The 13,414-nt window shown below is 64.1% G+C and carries 13 protein-coding genes; 3 read left to right on the forward strand and 10 right to left on the reverse strand.

Annotation, left to right across the window (positions count from 1 at the left end; genetic code table 11):
• Positions 1 to 144: 144 nt before the first annotated feature.
• Positions 145 to 1,074, reverse strand: coding sequence for a GDP-mannose 4,6-dehydratase (locus BUS12_RS35535; protein ID WP_074302176.1), 930 nt, complete (start codon positions 1,072 to 1,074; stop codon positions 145 to 147).
• 197 nt (positions 1,075 to 1,271) lie between these two features.
• Here BUS12_RS35535 and BUS12_RS35540 point away from each other — a divergent pair, with 197 nt between their 5' ends.
• Positions 1,272 to 2,126 (forward strand): symmetrical bis(5'-nucleosyl)-tetraphosphatase, encoded by an 855-nt coding sequence (locus tag BUS12_RS35540; protein WP_074302177.1) that lies wholly within the window; start codon positions 1,272 to 1,274, stop codon positions 2,124 to 2,126.
• On the opposite strand, the gene BUS12_RS35545 is transcribed toward BUS12_RS35540, so the two are convergent.
• The 8 genes from BUS12_RS35545 to BUS12_RS35580 form a co-directional block, all read right to left on the reverse strand.
• The gene (locus BUS12_RS35545; RefSeq protein WP_074302178.1) at positions 2,123 to 3,019 is read right to left on the reverse strand and encodes a lysophospholipid acyltransferase family protein; all 897 of its coding nucleotides are present in this window, start codon (positions 3,017 to 3,019) and stop codon (positions 2,123 to 2,125) included. The genes BUS12_RS35540 and BUS12_RS35545 overlap by 4 nt on opposite strands.
• Before the next feature lie 72 nt (positions 3,020 to 3,091).
• Positions 3,092 to 4,369 carry a dihydroorotase gene (locus tag BUS12_RS35550; protein WP_074302179.1) on the reverse strand — a complete coding sequence of 426 codons (1,278 nt, stop codon included), beginning with the start codon at positions 4,367 to 4,369 and terminating at the stop codon, positions 3,092 to 3,094.
• Between the two features lie 42 nt (positions 4,370 to 4,411).
• The gene (locus BUS12_RS35555; RefSeq protein ID WP_074302180.1) at positions 4,412 to 5,443 is read right to left on the reverse strand and encodes an aspartate carbamoyltransferase catalytic subunit; all 1,032 of its coding nucleotides are present in this window, start codon (positions 5,441 to 5,443) and stop codon (positions 4,412 to 4,414) included.
• A 109-nt stretch (positions 5,444 to 5,552) separates the two neighbouring features.
• Positions 5,553 to 6,074: a bifunctional pyr operon transcriptional regulator/uracil phosphoribosyltransferase PyrR gene (pyrR, locus tag BUS12_RS35560; RefSeq protein WP_074302181.1), complete on the reverse strand. Its 522-nt coding sequence runs from the start codon at positions 6,072 to 6,074 to the stop codon at positions 5,553 to 5,555.
• Positions 6,061 to 6,501 (reverse strand): Holliday junction resolvase RuvX, encoded by a 441-nt coding sequence (ruvX, locus tag BUS12_RS35565; protein WP_074302182.1) that lies wholly within the window; start codon positions 6,499 to 6,501, stop codon positions 6,061 to 6,063. The genes pyrR and ruvX overlap by 14 nt, the downstream gene beginning before the upstream one ends.
• Positions 6,498 to 7,076 carry a YqgE/AlgH family protein gene (locus BUS12_RS35570; protein WP_074302183.1) on the reverse strand — a complete coding sequence of 193 codons (579 nt, stop codon included), beginning with the start codon at positions 7,074 to 7,076 and terminating at the stop codon, positions 6,498 to 6,500. The genes ruvX and BUS12_RS35570 overlap by 4 nt, the downstream gene beginning before the upstream one ends.
• 169 nt (positions 7,077 to 7,245) lie before the next feature.
• Positions 7,246 to 8,676 carry a hypothetical protein gene (locus BUS12_RS35575; RefSeq protein WP_074302184.1) on the reverse strand — a complete coding sequence of 477 codons (1,431 nt, stop codon included), beginning with the start codon at positions 8,674 to 8,676 and terminating at the stop codon, positions 7,246 to 7,248.
• Between the two features lie 186 nt (positions 8,677 to 8,862).
• The gene (locus BUS12_RS35580; protein WP_074302185.1) at positions 8,863 to 9,033 is read right to left on the reverse strand and encodes a rubredoxin; all 171 of its coding nucleotides are present in this window, start codon (positions 9,031 to 9,033) and stop codon (positions 8,863 to 8,865) included.
• A 270-nt stretch (positions 9,034 to 9,303) separates the two neighbouring features.
• Between BUS12_RS35580 and BUS12_RS35585 the strand changes: the two genes are divergently transcribed.
• Both BUS12_RS35585 and cysC read left to right on the forward strand, forming a co-directional pair.
• Positions 9,304 to 10,164 carry a hydroxymethylpyrimidine/phosphomethylpyrimidine kinase gene (locus BUS12_RS35585; protein WP_074302186.1) on the forward strand — a complete coding sequence of 287 codons (861 nt, stop codon included), beginning with the start codon at positions 9,304 to 9,306 and terminating at the stop codon, positions 10,162 to 10,164.
• Between the two features lie 779 nt (positions 10,165 to 10,943).
• On the forward strand, positions 10,944 to 11,543 hold the full coding sequence (gene cysC, locus BUS12_RS35590; protein ID WP_367117704.1) for an adenylyl-sulfate kinase: 600 nt from the start codon (positions 10,944 to 10,946) through the stop codon (positions 11,541 to 11,543).
• A 214-nt stretch (positions 11,544 to 11,757) separates the two neighbouring features.
• Here cysC and groL read toward each other — a convergent pair whose 3' ends face one another.
• The gene (groL, locus tag BUS12_RS35595; protein WP_074302187.1) at positions 11,758 to 13,401 is read right to left on the reverse strand and encodes a chaperonin GroEL; all 1,644 of its coding nucleotides are present in this window, start codon (positions 13,399 to 13,401) and stop codon (positions 11,758 to 11,760) included.
• Positions 13,402 to 13,414: the final 13 nt, after the last annotated feature.

Consider the following 13,414-nt stretch of genomic DNA (forward strand, 5'->3'; position numbering starts at 1 on the left):
AATCTTTCCTGAACTTTATAAAACACGACCTCTGTCAGTTCCGGCGCGAATGATCGGAAGAAAACGGCCTCTCACTGCCTGAAGTATTCTGACAGGTAAGACTTACAGCGCTGAAAGATTAGGGCGTTGTGCTGCAACAACGGACTACGCCGCCAACATCCACTCCAGCGTCTGCCGAAACTCGATCGCCTCCAACTCCGGCACCAAGGTCCGCAGCTTGGCGGGCGATCCGACCAGCACCTTCACATCGGTCTGCCGCACGAAGGCCGGATTCACCCGAATCTCCAGATCATGGCCGGTGATGTCGCTGGCCATTGTCAGGATTTCCCTAAGCGTATAGGGCTGCCCGGTACACACGTTCACCGTTTCGCCTACCGCGGCGGAATCGAGCAGCGCCTCATAGGCCCGCACGACGTAGCGCACATCCGAAAAGTCGCGCGCCACGTCGATATTCCCCAGCGAGATCTCAGGCTCGCGCCGCGCGAAATGCTCGACGATCTTCGGTACGAGGAAGTTCGAGGTCTGGCCGCGGCCGGTGTAGTTGAAGGGCCGGGCAATCAGAATGGGCAGCCGGTCGAACCACGTGCGCGCCATCGACTCCATCGCCGCCTTGCTAGCCGCATAGTGATTGACGGGCGCCACGGGAAAGCTCTCGTCGATCGCGTCGCTGGTCACGTTGCCGTAGACGTTGGCACTGCTTGCCACCAGCACCTTGCGCGGCGTATGGCCCACATCCGCGCAGGCCTGCAGCAGGTTCAGCGTGCCGAGCACGTTGACGCGGTAAAAATCGAGCGGATCGTCGTGGCCGACAAAACTGATGGCGGCCAGATGCACGATGTAGTCGGGCCGCACTTCGTCGATCACCTGCCGGCATTGCTCGAGCGAGGTGATATCGAGCCGGCGCCGTGAAGGCGTCTCCGGCGCGCCGGCGCCGGCCACGGTCTCGGTGACCGCGTGGCCGCTCGCGAGCAGACCGCCGATCAGCCATGCGCCGGTAAAGCCACTGGCTCCGGTAACGAGTGTTCGTGTCAGGCGTTCAGCATGCGTTGCTGGTTTCGTCGTTTCTCCGCTCACCCAGATTCTCCTGTTTGCGACGTGTTGGCTACCTGCCTGTGACCTCTGGGCAGCCTGCTTTGCAGCCTGTTTGCTACGGTGACCTGGCGCCGCGCGACAACGTCGCAATAACGTCTCAATCGCGCTGCACCAATCGGGCTATTATGTCACGCTAACGCGCAGCCTCCTGCGCCCGTGCATCCCTGATTCCGCCCCAGATGACCGTCTCCAGCCTGCCGAATTCCATCCCCCTTGCCTTCGGTGACCTGCAAGGTTGCCGCACCCAGTATCAGCAACTGCTCGCGAAGGCCGCGCCTTCCGTCGACACGCCGCTGTGGTTCGCCGGCGACCTCATCAATCGCGGTGGCGAGTCCCTTTCCACCCTGCGCGACATCATCGCATTGGGCGAACGCGCCAAGCCGGTGCTGGGCAATCACGATCTGCATCTGCTGTCGGTATCCGCGGGCATTCGCAAGTCGAAGAAAGGCGACACCATCGACGAGATCCTCGCCGCGCCCGATGCGCAAGACCTGCTGCATTGGGTCCGCCATCGTCCGCTGGTACATTTCGAGAACGGCATGCTGCTGGTGCATGCTGGCGTGTTGCCGCAATGGGATGTGACGCTCACGCTGGAACTCGCCGATGAACTGCAGCGCGCGCTGCAGGCGCCGAACTGGAAGGAAACGCTGGCGGGTCTGTACGGCAACGAGCCGAATCGATGGAAGCCCGGCCTGAAGGGAATCGACCGTCTGCGGCTCACTTGCACCGCGCTCACGCGCATGCGTTTCTGCAATCCGGATGGCGTGATGGATTTCAGCACGAGCGGTGGCCTGAACTCCGCGCCGCCGGGTTTCATGCCGTGGTTCGACGTGCCGTCGCGCAAGACGGTCGACGTCACGGTGGTGTTCGGCCACTGGGCCGCGCTGGGCCTCTTGATGCGCGACAACCTGATCGGCCTCGATTCAGGTTGCGTGTGGGGTGAGAAGCTGTCCGCCGTGCGGCTCGCGGCCAACCCGGCCGATCGCGCGCTGACCCAGGTCGAGTGCGAGGGCTGCCGCGCCTCCGCCGACTAGGCTGAGCGCCCTTGCTGATCGACGCCGTCGATCAGCGTTCCCGCTTGAGCGTCTTGAATGTCTTGAGACGCTTGAGACCTGCCTGCCTCCGCTGCGCTCGCCTTGGCAACCAGCGCGCTTTCGAGCGATGCTGCTGCGGCGGCGCTCGCGCCCATGGTCGTGCCTTGCAGGCTGCGTAACGCCGCGCCGATCGTCTGCTCCGCCTGCGCCGCCAGCGAGCGCCGGTCGGCCCCCGGCGCCAGCGCCTCGCCCACGTAGACATGCGCCGTCAGCGGTCCGCCGCGCAGCAGCGCGTCAAGCGACTCGCCGAGCGAAAGCTCGCCGATATACGCCGGCGCCGTCGATTGCCGTCCCTGCGCGTCTTCGTACATCAGGCAAAGCGGCTGCACCGGACTCCCCGCCGAGACGGCCGCCTGAAACATGTTGGCGTGGAACGGCAGCAGCGTCAGGCCATCGGACGTGGTGCCTTCCGGGAACACGCACATCAGTTCGCCCGCGCTCAGCCGGTCGGACAGTTCATGCATGATGCGCTTCGCATCGCTACGCTTTTCACGCTGGATGAACACCGTGCCCAGTTGCTGCGCGAGCCAGCCCACCACCGGCCATTGACGGATCTCGGCCTTGGAGACGAACGGCGTCGGCCGCCACGCGTTGATCACGTAGATGTCGATCCACGAGATGTGATTGGCCACCACCAAGGCGCCGGCGTCGAGCCGCGCGCTGTCGTTATGGACCACGAGGCGCATGCCGCACAGCCGCAGCATCTTCAGCGACCACGCGCGATTGAGCGCTTCCCGTTGCGCAGCAGTGGCACGCGGGAACCGCGTCGCCACCGTCCACATGCCGTGCAGCAGGTGCACGATCAACCGGGCCTTGCGAAGTGCGAGCTTCATGGTCAGAGCGTTCCGTTTCGGTCGCCAGGGGTCGATGTTAATTTTAGGCGCGAGGCCGGGGTCTTCAGGAAATCAGCGCTGTTCGAACGCCACGTGTCCGGAGACGATCGTCGCCCGGACGCGCGCCGGCAATTCGTAGCCGAGGAACGGCGTGTTATGCCCCTGGCTCTTTAGCGCACGCGGCTCGACCCGCCAGTACGCGTGGCGATCGAAGACGCACAGATCCGCGGCCGCACCGACTGCGATGCGTCCCGCGTCCAGCTTGAGCACACCAGCCGGCGCCGCTGTAATGCGGTTGAGCGCCTTCGCGAGCGGCACGCCCGCTTCTTCCGCCCACTTCACCGTCAGCGACAGAAACAGCTCCAGCCCGGTCGCGCCCGGTGTGGCCTCGGCGAACGGCAGCAGCTTTTCGTCGTCGTCGACGGGGGTGTGATCGGAGCAGATCGCGTCGATCGTGCCGTCCGCGAGTCCCGCGCGGATCGCATCGCGATCGCGCTGCGAGCGCAGCGGCGGGTCGAGGCGGAACTGCGCATCGAAGTAGCCGATGTCCAGATCGATCAGGTGGATATGATTCACCGTCACGTCGCAGCTCACCGGCAAGCCTTCCGCTTTCGCCGCGCGCATCAGTTCGACACCCGCCGCCGAAGACAGATGCGACAGATGCACGCGCGCGCCGGTCACGCGGACCAGTTCGAAAATCGTATGCAGTGCGATGGTCTCGGCCGAAACCGGCACGCCCGAGAGCCCCAGCCGCGACGCCAGCGCGCCGCTGGCCGCTACGCCGCCCTTGCCGAGATAGGCATCCACGGGACGCAGCCACACGGTGTAGCCGTAGGTGTTCGCGTACTGCAGCGCGCGCAGCAGCACCTGCGTATCCACCACCGGCACATCGGCCTGCGAGAAGCCGATGCAACCGGCTTCGGTCAGCTCGACCATCTCGGTGATCACCTGGCCTTTGAGGCCCACCGTCAGCGCGCCGAGCGGATACACATGCGCCTGGTTCAGATTGCGCGCGCGGAACTTGAGCATTTCGACGAGACCCGGCTCGTCCAATACCGGATCCGTGTCGGGCAGGCAGACGAGGCTCGTCACGCCGCCCGCGAGTGCGGCGGCCATTTCCGATTCGAGCGTGGCCTTGTGTTCATAGCCCGGCTCTCGCAGTCGCGCGGCGAGATCGACGAGGCCTGGCGCGATCGCGAGGCCGGTGGCGTCGATCGTCTTCTCGGCCTGGAAATCCGCGGGGGCGCTGCCGAGCGCAACGATCTTGCCCGCTGCGATAAATACGTCCTGCTGCTGTTCGGTGCCGGCTGACGGATCGATCAGCGTGCCGCCTTGAATATGAATCTTCATGCGCTGCCTTTTTCTGTGTTGCCTGAGACGCTCAGTCGTTGCCTAATCGTGATTGCCCGCGACGATCCCCATCACCGCCATGCGCACGGCAATGCCGAACGTGACCTGATTCAGGATCACCGATTGCGGACCGTCGGCCACCTGCGAGTCGATCTCGACGCCGCGGTTCATCGGGCCCGGGTGCATCACGATTGCATCGGGCTTCGCCAGCGCGAGACGCTCGGGCGTCAGCCCCCAGCTCTTGAAGTACTCCTGCGCCGACGGCAGCAGCGCACCGCTCATCCGTTCGTTCTGCAGACGCAGCATGATGATGACGTCGACGTCCTTCAGGCCTTCGTCGAGATTGTGGAACACCCGCACGCCCATCTGTTCCAGGCCGCCCGGCAGCAAGGTGCGCGGACCGATGGCGCGCACTTCCGGCACGCCGAGCGTGGTCAGTGCATGGATGTCCGAACGCGCCACCCGCGAATGCAGGATGTCGCCGACAATCGCCACGCGCAGATTCGTGAAGTCCTTCTTGTAGTGGCGAATCGTGTACATGTCGAGCAGGCCCTGCGTCGGGTGCGCATGACGGCCATCGCCGGCGTTGATCACGTGCACGTGCGGCGCGCAGTGCTCGGCGATCAGGTACGGCGCGCCGCTCGACGCGTGACGCACCACGAACATGTCGGCATGCATCGCGGACAGGTTGTTGATCGTGTCCAGCAGCGACTCGCCCTTGCTGGTGGACGAGGCATTGATGTTCAGATTGAGCACGTCCGCCGAGAGGCGCGTCGCCGCAATCTCGAAGGTGGTGCGGGTGCGCGTCGAGTTCTCGAAGAACAGGTTGAACACCGACTTGCCGCGCAGCAGCGGCACCTTCTTGACCTCGCGGTCCGTCACGCTGACAAACTGCTCGGCGGTATCGAGGATGTGATTGACGATCGCGCGCGGCAGGCCTTCGATCGTCAGCAGATGCTTGAGCTCACCGTTTTTGGTGAGCTGCGGGTTGCCCTTCAGGAAGCCGTGCCGAAAGCGGTCCGGCGACGGCGTCTGGCCGGTAGTGTCCTGGGAAACCTGGGTGGCGGTGTTCATGAGAGACCTGATTCAAACGTGTACGAGTCGTGCTGCAAGTGCGTGTGGGGTGCAGCGTGTTGCTTGGAGCGTGTGGCGTGTGGCGTGCGGTTTGCGGCACACCTCGCGCTCAATCGGCGCGTGCTTCGGTGTGGAACGTGAAACGCTCGGTGGCGCCAGTGGTGTCGCGCGCGAGTACGAGCGTAGCTTCAGCCGGCACATCAACCACGCCGCCGACAAAGCGCGCCGCCACCGGCAACTCACGGCCGCCGCGATCGGCCAGCACCGCCAGTTCCACCGAGGCCGGCCGTCCATAGTCGTAGAGCTCGTTCAAGGCCGCGCGCACGGTGCGGCCGGTGTACAGCACGTCGTCCACCAGCACGATGCGTCGCTTGTCCACTTCGAACGGCAGCGCGGTCGGGCTCGCTTGCGCGTGCAGACCTTTCTTCGCGTAGTCGTCGCGATGCAGCGCAACGTTGACGACTCCGAAGGCGGCGTTCAGATCGCGCGCCAGACGCTCCGCGAGCCACGCCCCACCGCTGTAGATGCCGGCCAGCACGGCGCCATCCGCGCCGCCGAGCGCGTCGCCATAGGCGGCACGAATCTGTTCAAGGACGGAGCGATACAGCGCTTCGGCGTCAATGGAACTCATGGTCGTCAGAAAGTCCGTCTAGATATTGCTGGAGGATGATGCAGGCGGCCTCGGCGTCGAGCATGTCCGCGCGCCCTTTGCCGGAGCGAATCTCGGCCTTCGCTTCGACCGACGAATAGCGTTCGTCGACCCACGTCACCGGCAGATTGAAGCGGCCGTTGAGCTGGTTGCCGAAGCGTTTCGCGAGTTGGGTCATTTCGTGGGGCGCGCCATCGGGATGCATGGGCAAACCGACCACCAGCGCATCCGGCTTCCATTCGGCGATCAGCTTGCCGAGCGCCTCGAAGCGGTACTCGCGATTGCGGTTTTGCACCACCACGAGCGGCCGTGCGCTTTTGGTCAGCGAGTTGCCGACCGCCACGCCAATGCGTTTTTCACCATAGTCGAACCCAAGCAGCGTGGCTGCCCGTCCGGCCGCACTGCTCATGCGTGGCCTGCTTCGCCGGAGAGCATGGAGAGGGAAATACCGAGCAGCGCCAGGGCGGCTTCGAGACGTTCTTCAGCCGGCACATCAAATACGATCTTCGGATCGGCTTCGACCGTGAGCCAGCCGTTCTTTGAGATCTCTTCTTCGAGCTGACCCGCGCCCCAGCCGGCGTGGCCGAGCGTGAGCAGGAAACGTTCCGGACCGGTGCCGCTTGCCACGGCCTCGAGCACGTCCTTGGAGGTGGTCATTTCCAGACCGCCAGGCACGGACATGGACGACGTATACGGGCTGCCGTCCTTCGGATAGTGCAGCACGAAGCCGCGCTCGGTTTGCACCGGGCCGCCGAAGTACACGGGGACATGCAGCAGGGGTTCGATCTCCAGCTTCAGATCGATGCGACTGAAGAGCGCTTCCAGATCGATGTCGGTCGGCCGGTTGATCACCAGACCGAGCGCACCGCGCTCACTGTGATCGCAAAGGTAGACCACCGTTCCTGAAAACGTGGGGTCCGCCATGCTGGGCATAGCGATCAGGAACTGGTTGGTCAGATTGATGCGATCGGTACTCTTGGACATAGTTCGGATTTTAGCAAAGACGATGCGGAATGGCGGGCTTTGAGCGTGGGCAGATCAGGTTTGCCGCGATCCATGAACGGCGGATCATGTTGCCACTCTATCACGCGCTTACACCTTGCCAACGACGCGTATTCGGGTGCGCATCCGCGCGTGCCTGGCGCTTAGCCTTTCACGCGCCGCCGCCCTGCTCGATGGCTCGGGTCAGCGCGGCCAGCACAGGGCTGCCGCCGGGCGGCGCGACACCCGCCGCGATGGTGTGCAGCATGGCGCGCAGGCCTTCGGCGCCCTGCTCGAGCGCCCGCGCGTCGGGCGCTTCAACGACCACGTGCGAGCGCACCGCCGGGGTCGACACGCCGGCGTGCGCGCGGCGCCGCCAGGCGAGCCCGAGCGCATCCGCCAGCAGCGCGACGTGACCCAGACCCAGCGCGCCGGAGGCGGCGCCGAGCCGGTAGGCGGCGTCGCCTGCCTGCAACGCTTCGCTCGGATCGGCTTTCTCGGGATGACCCGCGGCCCGTGCATGCTCGGCGAGTGCGGCGATCGCCCCATCTGCGGTCTGCAGGAAATCTTCATAGGCATGGGCGTTGACGGTCAGCACGCCCAGTTCGCGCGTGCGCGCTTCGCGCAAGCCCGCGCTGGCGCCGATGCCTTGCGCTTCGGCCGCGCCCGCTTCCCACAAGGCTTCCGATTCCTGGGTGGCGGCCACGTGCCAGTCCACCGTCAAGCCATAGTCGCGCAGCAGCTCGACGTGCTCGGCGTCCTCTGCCGCAGCGCCGAACAATGCGTAATCGCGCCATAGCAGCGACAGCGTGGCACGCACCATCGAGCGCGGCGCGAGCGGCAAGCCCCGCGCGTGATCGGCGAGCGCCAGATTGCAGCGGGCATGAAAGCGCCGGGCGTCTGCGTCTCCCACCAGGTGACCGCTCACGCGCAACGAGCGGGCACAGGCCGAGGCGAGACGCCAGAAGTCATAGGGATCGGGGGTGGCGAGTTCGGCCAGACAGGCGTCGAGTTCATCGAGCGCGGCGCGCGTCAGGGCGGCTGCAGCGGCGCTGGCCGCGCCGTCGCTCGAATGCGCCCTCAAGACCGGCAGCAGCGCACGCTCATAACGCGCCCGCAAGTGCGCCAGCCGTTGCGCGGGCTGCTGGCTGAACGACACCGGCGGCAAAGGCCTCGCGGCAAGCGCGAGATCTTCATACGTAACCGTGAAACCGGGCGTGCGCCGCGCAATCAGCGCGCTGAGCGCCTGATAGTGCGTGAAGAGCGTGGGCGAGCAAGCGAGCTCGCGCAGGTTGTGGCGGCCAATCGCCGCGCGGAAATCGTGCAGCGCCGCGGCGAACAACTGACGTGCGTCAGGTTCTTCCGACGGTTCGGCCGCCGTCAGCGGCGACACCAGCACCAGCGCATCCGCGAGACGCTGCGCCCCGAGCCAGCCCGCCTGGCGCAAGGCCTGAACCGCGCGCAACAGCGCAGCCGCCATCTCGCCGCGCTGCTCGAACGCAAGCTGCGCTTCGGCGAGCGCGAGTTCCGCAGCACGCACCGATCCGCCGCGCGGGTTCGGCAGTGCCTCGAAAGAACCGGGGGGTACGGATCCAGGAATCATGGGCAAGCGGCATGAACACTGACAGACCGGCGCACGGCCGTGCGCGCCAATGAGCACGCGAGCCCGCGACAGGACGATGACGAACTACCGTTGCGACAGAACGTGAAAATACAGGTTCCACGATGCCGCGCTGCGCGGCCGCCAGACGCGCTCATGCCGTCCACCGGACGCACGAACGCCGGATGGTCAGATCTGGACCATCTCGAAGTCTTCCTTGCGCGCACCGCATTCAGGGCAGGTCCAGTTAATGGGAACATCTTCCCAACGCGTGCCCGCCGCGATTCCTTCCTCTGGCAAACCGGCTTCTTCGTCATAGATCCAGCCGCAGATCAGGCACATCCAGCTTCTATATTCCATTCTTGTGTCGCGTCAAAAGGGGCGTTGAAACGAGAGCCATGATGGTACCGTGTTGCCGCCCTAATGCCTAGCAATCGAAAGTCGCCATCGTACCGCGTTGCGGGCGCGCTGACCGCCCATCTGGATAAGGCGTGACGCGATGCCTCGGTTCGGTGCGAGAAGCCCCTCTCAGCGTGCGAAAAAACGCCCCCGTTGCACTTTAGGCCGCATAATTGAGCCGACTGCGTGCCCGGTGCGCGCTTACATGCTCATTTCCTGCCAACCATCTTCATGCCCAGCGACACGCCTCCGATCGTTCTCACCTTCGGCCTCTCCGACCCGACGGGCGCCTCCGGCCTGCAAGCCGACCTGATGACGCTAGCCAGCATGGGCTGCCACGGCGTCAGCGTGCTGACGGGCTATACCGTGCGCGACTCGGCGAGTTGCGACGAAGTGACCGGGCTGGACCCGGAAGTCGTCGCGACCCAGGCGCGCATGCTGCTCGAAGACATGCCGATTGCCGCCTTCAAGGTGGGCGCGGCGACGCGAGCGGAAGTGGTAAGCGCCATCGCCGAAGTCGTGGCCGATTACGACGACATCCCGCTGATCCTCGCCCCCGACTTCACCCTCGACGACGAACACGTACTCGCCGCCGACGAACTGCGCGAAGCGATCGCGGACCTGCTCGCGCCGCAAACCACCTTGCTGGTCGCCGATCACGCTACCCTGCTCGCGCTGGCGCAGCCGGACGGTGACGCCGAGGCGCCGAGTCTCGACGCGGCGATCTCGCATCTGCTGTCGCAAGGCTGCGAATACATCCTCTCCACGGAAACCGGCACGCATCGGCTCGTCAATACGCTCTTCAGCGACGACGGCCAGTTGCGCCAGGACATGTGGGACCGCGGCGCACACCGCATCATGGGACTGACCGATACGCTGGGCGCCGCAATCGCGGCCTTGCTCGCGAACGGCCAGGACCCGGCCGAAGCCGTGCGCGAAGCGCAGGAGTATCTGTATCAGGCCATGCGCGCTGCGTTTCGTCCCGGCATGGGCGCGTATCTTCCGGACCGGTTTTTCTGGGCGCGCAGCAGCGAAGAAGAAACGCCGCTCGGCAGCGCCAAGGATGCGCCGCCGGGAGAGGCGCGGCACTGAGGGCGCGGGTGGGCACGGATCGAGGAGTCGGAGCGGCAAAGGCCGGCTCGCCGAACGTCGCCTTGAAGCTTACTCAATACCCACGCTCGCCTTTCATCTGCTTGCGCGCGCCGCTGGATTCCGCGCAACCCGCCCGGTTAAGGTGATGCCCTCACCTCCCTCCGGGGCGTTTCGCCGGAGCACCTGATTAACCCCATCCCCTCAAGCTTCCAGCGCATGGCCTTGGCGTCGATTTGATCTCCGCCGAATTGCATTGCTTCTATCTTGCGGACGCAAACGTTTCCGAACCGACATCGCGCGCCTCTATCCTCACAACGTGACCGGATAGCCATGCCTCACTTCGCACGCGCACGGTTCGTTCGCGGCTCGCAAGGTCATCATGTTACGGACGATCACACGTCTCGCCTGAAGCGCCCGCGCCCCTACAAAATCGTCACCGGCGTATTACTAACGTAATTAAACGTTACAGATGGAATACTTATCACACAGTAGAATTTACGGACTGTAATCTCGCGGGTCGCACATCATGCCCCTACGAATCCTGTCGTTTCATCCGCCGGAACGCGATCCAGCACGCGTGGTCCGTTCCCGCTGCATCGAGATTGAGACAGGTAGCCTCGGCCCCTCAACCGGAATCGACCTCTGCGGGAATCGCTAAAGTGGACAATTCGCCAGCCTACGCCCGCACCCTTTACGACGCCACGCCGGACTCTCCGGACACCTCCTCAGGCGCCCAAACCAACTCCGAAGAATGCCGCTCCATCGCCACCGCGAAACCGGTGCGAGCGTTCCTGCAACGCGTCAGCGGTACCGTCAGCGATCAAGACCGGGCACACATGTTCAGGCAGAAGGCCGTCACGGTCTGGCTCACCGGCTTATCCGGGGCGGGTAAATCCACGATTGCCTATGAACTGGAACGCCGGCTGATCGAGTTAGGCCATCCGTGCTACGTGCTGGACGGCGACAACGTCCGGCATGGTCTCGGCAGCGACCTCGGTTTTACCAAGGAAGACCGGCGTGAGAATATCCGCCGCGTGGCACACGTCGCGCAATTGATGAACGACGCCGGGCTGATCGTGATTACCGCGCTGATTTCGCCCATGGATGAAGACCGCGCCATGGCTCGCGAGATTATCGGCGGCGAGCGGTTTGTGGAAACCTACCTGTCCGCGTCCGTGGATGACTGCGCACGGCGCGATCCCAAGGGTCTCTACGCCAAGGCACGAGCCGGTGCGATCGCCTCGTTTACCGGTGTGTCGGCGCCCTACGAGCCGCCCGCGAACCCGGATCTGTGCGTGGACACCGCGCGTCAGAGCAAAGAGGCGAGCGTGTCGGGGATCTTCGATTACCTGCACGAGACGTATCTCATGAAGCCCTGAGTGCGAATCGCGACGCGGGCGTGCCTTGAGTCGGCTGCCCGCTCTCGATTGAAGCAACTCATGTTGAAGCAACCCGTGCGCCGAGCCAAGCCGGCGCCGGAAAAGAAAAAACCCGCAGCGATGCGGGTTTTTTCTTTCGGGAAGCACGCCTTGCGGCGCGCTTCCCCATGCGTTTCGAACAGGCCTCCTCTCGCGAGAAAGGCCCGAAGCGAAATTACATGTCCATGCCCATGCCGCCCATGCCGCCCGGCATTCCGCCGCCGCCCATCGGAGCATCTTCCTTCGGCAGTTCGCAAACCGCTGCGTCGGTCGTCAGCAGGAGACCTGCCACCGATGCTGCGTTTTGCAGTGCCGTACGCGTGACCTTCGTCGGGTCCACGACACCTGCGTCAACCAGGTCGACGTACTCGCCCGTTGCTGCGTTGTAGCCGTAGTTGCCCGTACCGGCTGCAACTGCTGCCACCACCACGCTGGCTTCTTCGCCGCCGTTCGTGACGATCTGGCGCAGCGGTTCTTCCATGGCGCGCAGAACGATCTTGATACCTGCATCTTGATCGGCGTTAGCGCCCTTCAGACCGGCGATTGCCGTGCGAGCGCGGATCAGTGCAACACCGCCGCCAGCCACGATGCCTTCTTCCACAGCTGCGCGCGTTGCGTGCAGTGCGTCTTCGACACGTGCCTTCTTTTCCTTCATTTCGACTTCGGTCGCAGCGCCGACCTTGATCACTGCCACACCGCCGGCCAGCTTGGCCACGCGCTCTTGCAGCTTTTCACGGTCGTAGTCCGACGTTGCTTCTTCGATTTGCGTGCGAACTTGCTTCACACGTGCTTCGATGTTCGCGCCTTCGCCAGCGCCGTCGATGATCGTCGTGTTTTCCTTGCCCACTTCGATACGCTTCGCTTGGCCCAGTTCGGCCAGCGTTGCCTTTTCGAGCGTCAGGCCGGTTTCTTCAGCGATAACTTGACCGCCGGTCAGGATCGCGATGTCTTCCAGCATGGCCTTACGACGATCGCCGAAGCCCGGAGCCTTGACAGCCACCGTCTTCAGGATGCCGCGGATGTTGTTCACCACCAGCGTTGCCAGTGCTTCGCCTTCGACGTCTTCTGCGATGATCAGCAGCGGACGGCCAGCCTTGGCGACTTGCTCCAGAACCGGGAGGAGGTCACGAATGTTCGACACCTTCTTGTCGTGCAGGAGCACGAACGGGTTGTCGAGCACAGCAACTTGCTTGTCCGGGTTGTTGATGAAGTACGGCGACAGGTAGCCGCGGTCGAACTGCATGCCTTCGACGACGTCCAGCTCGTCTTGCAGCGACTTGCCGTCTTCAACCGTGATGACGCCTTCCTTGCCAACCTTGTCCATCGCTTCAGCGATACGGTCGCCGATCGACGAGTCGCTGTTTGCCGAGATCGAACCGACTTGAGCGATTTCCTTGTTGGTCGTGCACGGCTTGCTGATCTTGCGCAGTTCTTCGATTGCTGCGAACACAGCCTTGTCGATACCGCGCTTCAGGTCCATCGGGTTCATGCCCGATGCGACGTACTTCATGCCTTCGCGAACGATGGACTGAGCCAGAACCGTAGCGGTCGTGGTGCCGTCACCTGCGTTGTCGCTGGTCTTGGAAGCGACTTCCTTGACCATTTGTGCGCCCATGTTCTGGAGCTTGTCTTTCAGTTCGATCTCTTTCGCGACCGACACACCGTCCTTGGTGACCGTCGGGCCGCCGAAGCTGCGTTCCAGGACAACGTTGCGACCCTTCGGGCCCAGCGTGACCTTCACAGCGTTCGCGAGGATGTTCACGCCTTCGACCATCTTGGCACGAGCGGAATCACCGAATACGACGTCTTTAGCTGCCATCTTCTAACTCCTT

This window comes from Paraburkholderia phenazinium (assembly GCF_900142845.1).
Classification (GTDB): Bacteria; Pseudomonadota; Gammaproteobacteria; order Burkholderiales; family Burkholderiaceae; genus Paraburkholderia; species Paraburkholderia phenazinium_A.

Bases quoted from the DNA above. Each gene is read 5' to 3' on its own strand.
- BUS12_RS35540 (WP_074302177.1), top strand. From the start codon at position 1,272: ATGACCGTCTCCAGCCTGCCGAATTCCATCCCCCTTGCCTTCGGTGAC.
- BUS12_RS35545 (WP_074302178.1), bottom strand. From the start codon at position 3,019: ATGAAGCTCGCACTTCGCAAGGCCCGGTTGATCGTGCACCTGCTGCAC.
- BUS12_RS35550 (WP_074302179.1), bottom strand. From the start codon at position 4,369: ATGAAGATTCATATTCAAGGCGGCACGCTGATCGATCCGTCAGCCGGC.
- BUS12_RS35555 (WP_074302180.1), bottom strand. From the start codon at position 5,443: ATGAACACCGCCACCCAGGTTTCCCAGGACACTACCGGCCAGACGCCG.
- pyrR (WP_074302181.1), bottom strand. From the start codon at position 6,074: ATGAGTTCCATTGACGCCGAAGCGCTGTATCGCTCCGTCCTTGAACAG.
- ruvX (WP_074302182.1), bottom strand. From the start codon at position 6,501: ATGAGCAGTGCGGCCGGACGGGCAGCCACGCTGCTTGGGTTCGACTAT.
- BUS12_RS35570 (WP_074302183.1), bottom strand. From the start codon at position 7,076: ATGTCCAAGAGTACCGATCGCATCAATCTGACCAACCAGTTCCTGATC.
- BUS12_RS35575 (WP_074302184.1), bottom strand. From the start codon at position 8,676: ATGATTCCTGGATCCGTACCCCCCGGTTCTTTCGAGGCACTGCCGAAC.
- BUS12_RS35580 (WP_074302185.1), bottom strand. From the start codon at position 9,033: ATGGAATATAGAAGCTGGATGTGCCTGATCTGCGGCTGGATCTATGAC.
- BUS12_RS35585 (WP_074302186.1), top strand. From the start codon at position 9,304: ATGCCCAGCGACACGCCTCCGATCGTTCTCACCTTCGGCCTCTCCGAC.
- groL (WP_074302187.1), bottom strand. From the start codon at position 13,401: ATGGCAGCTAAAGACGTCGTATTCGGTGATTCCGCTCGTGCCAAGATG.